The 5582-nt window shown below is 46.9% G+C and carries 3 protein-coding genes; all 3 read right to left on the bottom strand.

Translation table 11 applies throughout. From position 1 onward, the window contains the following. Positions 1-2195 (bottom strand): tetratricopeptide repeat protein (locus WHS88_12535; protein MEJ5261006.1); only part of this gene is annotated, 2195 nt, incomplete at its 3' end. A 293-nt stretch (positions 2196-2488) separates the two neighbouring features. Continuing rightward, positions 2489-3637 (bottom strand): hypothetical protein, encoded by a 1149-nt coding sequence (locus tag WHS88_12540; protein ID MEJ5261007.1) that lies wholly within the window; start codon positions 3635-3637, stop codon positions 2489-2491. A gap of 955 nt (positions 3638-4592) precedes the next feature. Beyond that, the coding region (locus WHS88_12545) for a hypothetical protein (GenBank protein MEJ5261008.1) at positions 4593-5582 on the bottom strand (990 nt) is incomplete at its 5' end.

A 5582-nucleotide genomic window follows, 5' to 3' on the forward strand; every position in this document is an offset into this window, starting at 1 on the left:
CCGTCGGCTTTTAAGTTCTCATAACAAACCCCGATCATCCAGTGCAGCGAACCGGCATACTGAAAGCCCGGTTCGGCCTCCAGCGCCGCCTGGAAAGCATCCGCCGCCGCCTGCCAATCCTTCTGATAATATCGGCACAGACCCATCAGATAGGATGCCATGCATTCATAATGAGCCGTCGGCATCGTCGCATACACCGACTCCAGCAAGGCCACCGCCTTATCAAATGCGGTCTGGGCCCTGGCGGAATCCCCTTTCTGAAGGGCCGTCATCGCCAGATTGTAATATTCCTCGGCAATGGCGTTTACATAAAACGCCACGCCCTCCCGATTGCCGGCATAGTACCGCTCGTAAATCCGCCGGACTTGCTCCTGCACGCGGGCATCATCTCCCAGCTGCACAAAACAGCGGGCAATGCCCTCATCACACCGCAGCCGAACCTTCGGCCCCGGATTCATCGCAGCCAATTGTTCATACATTCGAATGGCCTGCGGATAATGCCCAAACCGGCGGTATTCATATGCCGCCCAGCTGAGTGCATCATAATAATCCGGCTCCTTTGCAAAATCCTGATGCAGCCGGGCCAGATATGCATCCGCCGCCGCAACATCACCGCGGCCCAGCGAGGAGCGTATCTGTTTTTGTACCACCCAGACAGGACGAACCTTATCCGGAACCTTGGCCAACAGCCGCTCGCACAGATAGGATGCATAGTCATAATACTCCGCATCCATCAAGCGAACAGCCGCAATCTCCACCTGGTTGACATAATCCGGATGCCCGCTGTACCGCTCGGCCAGTTCTTCTACGGCGGCAGCCAGGCGGTCTTCCTCGGCTGTCTGGATGTACAATTGAATCAGGGACCGCTGAAACCAAACGGTTCGTTCATGATGGGGGTATTGTGCTTTCAGAGAGAGATAAATCTGCTCTGCCGTCGAATAATCCTTTCGAGTCGAAAATTCCCATCCGAGCTCATGGAGATGCCGTACGGTGTCCTCCCGCTCTCGATAGCGAGCCAGCCGATTGAGTTCCTCCCGGGCTGCCGAAAGAGAACCGGCCTCAAGCAGACACTGAATTTTTGCCCGTGCCAGCGAAACGGCCTGGGGACAATCCGGGTAATTGCTTAACAGATAATCATAGATGTCCAGCGCAATGGCCGTCTGATTTCTGCCGCGGAGCCGCTGCGCCGCCGTTTCCATCTGCTGAACATAGTCTTTGCAGTGAGCAAAGCCGGTTGTAAGCTGCTCAACGGCATCCCGCACTTTTTCAATGTCTCCTTTTTCCAAAAAGGTCTGAACAATTGACCGCTGAAACCACGCCGCTCGCTCATGGTCCGGAAAATGCTCGAGCAAAAACCGATAAATTTTCAAGGCACTGTCAAAGTCCCGACGCACTACGAATTCCCATCCCAGTTCATGGGCCTGACGAACAAAATCCGGTTTCTCTGAAAAGTCCGTCAGAAAGTCCTCTGCTTCCCAGGCAGCTCGTTCAGACTGGCTCATCTGCAGGCAATTCTGAATCTGCATCCGTTTCAAGACCGCCGCCTGGGGACAATCCGGAAAATTTCGCAGCAGAAAATCATAGATTTCACCGGCCAGCTCATACTGTTTTTTATCCCGCAAACGGATTGCTGTTTGGTGCATTTGTTCGACATAATCCGGATGCCCAATATAGGCGGTTTTCATCTGCTCAACAGCTTCCCGAACCTTCTGCATATCTCCTTGTTCCAGATAGGTTTGGACAATCGACCGCTGAAACCAAACAGCCCGTTCATGGTTGGGGAACTGTTTCTGAAGGTCTGTATAGATACCAAGGGCCGTCTCGTAATCCCCCGCCTTGACAAAATCCCATCCAATTTCATGGAGCCGTTGGACAAAATTCGTCTGGGAAAAGTAATTCTGCCAAAAGGAAGGCAGCATTTTTCGTGCCTCATCCAGATTTCCCCCCTGAATCTGAAGAACAAGGGTTTGAGAATATGCCTCGGCGGCCCAGGGGGTATTAGGAAACGATTCGATGATTCGCTGATAGTCGGCCCGGGCTTGTTCAATTCGGCCTTCCTTTTGAAATTGCTGGGCCGACTGAAACAAGGCGGCAATCTCCGGCGGGACTTTTTGTTCTGCAGCCCCGAAAGACAAACCTGCCAACCCAATCCAGACTCCAACCGTCAAACCCGTTAAGAAATGTCCTCTATGCATAGCCGAACTCCTTTTGTCTGTACTCCGTCTCTTTCGGCTGCAAGGTGGGGGATAACTCTTACGTGAAGGACTCCTTATCCGTCTGCCTTGCCCTGATTTTCTCCTGCCTAATTGTATCCTTTCACCGACCGCTCTGATGCTTGCCTTCTGATGCTTATTGTAAATATTACCCCCCCCCCGTCTGAACTTGTCAAGAAAAAAAACAAAAAAATTCGAGACCTTTTGAATCATTCAGGAGGAATTCCGCCTTGTTTATCCGCATATGTTCTGATAAATCCGCCGTCCGTTCGATCTTATTTTTTTATTTCTTCCACGAGGCGACCTGCATTAAACGTGTATCGTTTGTTTTCGATTTCATCGATAAACAGGTCGCCGTCACGGAGAGGCAGATTCTTATAGTCAAATCTATCAAGGTTGAGTGACTGATTAATTTTGTTTACAACAAATTGCATTTTTCTTTCACGCACTATTTCGCCACTCGAATTGTACTGTTTCTCAATGTAGAGAGCAGGTAAAAAAACACCCTTAACCAATTCATATTCCCAGAAATATTCTGAAAGAAGCAACCCATCACCTCGGGAAATCTTCCATTCGGTAAAATTATAACCATATTTCCCGGAACAGATTTTGGTCGTAACGACATAATGCTCAGGACTGCTCCGCTGAAGGTTTATGACTGCCGGATGAATAATTTTGAAAATCTGTTGGTCACCTCTTTTTGCCTCATACACTTTATATTGATAACCATCAAATTCGATTTTGGCATTCATTTGGATCTTGTCTCGAATAGAATCAAAACCTTTCCAAGGGTATACTCCACCCGGAGCAAATGTCAATCTGGGATCGCCTGTTTCATCATACAACTCCGTTGAAGGATTTCTTTTTGACGGAATCTTGGTTGCCCAGCTTGCCGTGATTTTCTTCTCTTTAGGATCTACGCTTCGCGGTTCTGCCTGGATGAGATAATCCGGAGTTGCAATACAAGTCAGGCGGTGCGGATTGGAACCCTTATTTCCAAGATCCTGTAGGGTCGCGGCGTCCAGATAACGGCTGGGTTTGGCACGAAAGGAATCCGTATACACAAGATTCTTTTGGGCATTGACCGCGAACTCGAATTGCTCATTTATTATCTGGAGGAGAGCGTGAGGAGGCTCCCCTTTCCCATCCGTGAAGGCCTGAAAGATCTCTTTTGCGTTCTTTCCGGTGTGAAGGTATTTGATCTCCACCTCTGCCTGACCGGTCCAGGTCTGGATTTTTCTGTAGTTGTCCTGTGTACAGGTGCTGATTAAATCCAGTACGGCGATTATTTCAGATGGAGCTGTGATTTCCCGTTCATGGATATCATCAGATGATTCAGAGGCGAATACGGGCGTATGAATCCAATGCAGACTGCCTGTACATGCAATGGCACATACCGCGAACAAGACTTTTGCATTTTTCATGTTCAATCTCCTTTTGCAAACACCGATATTTATTTACAGTTGCAGGTTTCTCTGTAATAAGTATCAATGATTTCATTCGTTTGAGAACACTTTTCACAACTAACAAGTATTGCACAGAGAATTTCAACGATACATTCCCCCGTTCCGTAACCCGTTCCGTAATAACAAGATGGAGGGCTTGAGATATTCAGCAGGGGCACACAAATCAATTCACCCTGACAGACCATGCACATTTGGTTTTCTTTAAAAGATCCTATACACATTTTTCGCTGATAACAGATTTCGTTACGTAAGTTCCAATCTCTCTGAGGACATCCATTGTAACATTCCCTAATCTTTAAACCCGTATAATCAAGCCAGTGGAACTCCATACAAAATGGCGGAATCATTCCATGTGTGCAACCCGGACATTTTTCGTTTTCTTCTTTGGCTTCGCTGCAACTATCGGCGTCTACAATTGCACTCGAACAAGGCTGTGCGCAATAGCGGGAATAAGGAGGGTTAAGATAAAAACAACACACCTCGCCGGCATTACAACATACGCCCTCTTTACTGTCTCCACAACAAAATTGGCTTGTAAGGCAACATTGCCCTCCACAGTCTCGAGGCCTACAGGTTCCCTCCATGCAACACTCACCAAATTTATTACAGAATGTCCCGTTTCCATAACCACAGCATTGTTGCAGATCACGATTATAACATCTTTGATTATCGCAGCAGGCATTCGTGCAGCAGACCCCTTTGCAGCAAACTTGATCCACGCCGCAAAGCCAAACACAGTCGTCTCCAACACGTGCATAACACGGCGGGCAGGGCGGCGGAGGACAGGCAGGCAGAATATCGGTAAACAAAAGCATCATTGCCGACAGCAGAAATCCGTTATATCCTGTACTGCTCCTTTGTCTCTTCATCGGCAGACCTCCTTTCCCTCCAGCAGCCGGCCGATTATTGGAGACTATTTCATAAAAATTCGAACGGGTTTCTTTCCTGTAAACTCTACGATATCTGTCCCAGACAACTCCTCTTTTATTTTCTGATAAACCTCTTGACGCAGCTCCAGGTTATCTCCCGCGAAAATTTTAATCTTCTCATACCTTTTTCTCGTCATCCCGCTAAATACCAGCGTGCCTTGGCTGGCATAATGAAGAGGACCATCAATAACAACTCTGGACGTTGACACTTCCACAGAAGGAGTTACCATTTTTTCATTTGTAAACAGTGCATGTTGAACAAAAAAGAACGTATTGGGATCAAGAATAAGTTCCCACACACCTTTTACCTCTTTTCCATAGTTTCCACTGTATTTAAGCCGGAATACGGTGTTCTTTACCGGCTCAATCTCCGGGGGGCTATTAGGTTCAAGATAGTGGAGAAATCCAATCCCGCTTGCCATTAAGAAATGCTTGAACTCGTATGTTCCATCAAGGGGACAGTCCGACGGAAAAATATGCTTAATTCTATACAAATCTTCTGATTGTTCAAATTCTCCTTCAGGGGACACAAAGAAAAGCTGATAGATATCTACTATCTCGGTTCTTTCAAGGGTAGATAAAATATACTTTTCCAGCGGCCTCCAGAGAATAAGACGTCGGTTTCGATCGTAATCGATTTGTTTATAGATACCTGTATCGGGAGATACATAAATAGGATTCTGGAGATAAGAATAGAGCATTTTCATGCAGAGATTGTCCTTTCTCCAAGTGATTGTGCCTTCGATACGAACATCACCTTGTCTCGGGTCGAACATACATGCCTGATTCAGCATTTGAAAAGAAGCAGAATAGCTTTTATCGGATTCCAACAGATTCTCTCTTCTCTTGATAATGGACAATACCTCATTCACCTCGGTCACAGAGGATAAACAAATCGAGCTTCCGACAAAGAACAATCCTAGTACCGTTTCCATTAAATAAGTTTTAGTTTTGTTGAGTTTGTTTATTGCGAT

Source organism: Anaerohalosphaeraceae bacterium (assembly GCA_037479115.1).
GTDB lineage: Bacteria > Planctomycetota > Phycisphaerae > Sedimentisphaerales > Anaerohalosphaeraceae > JAHDQI01.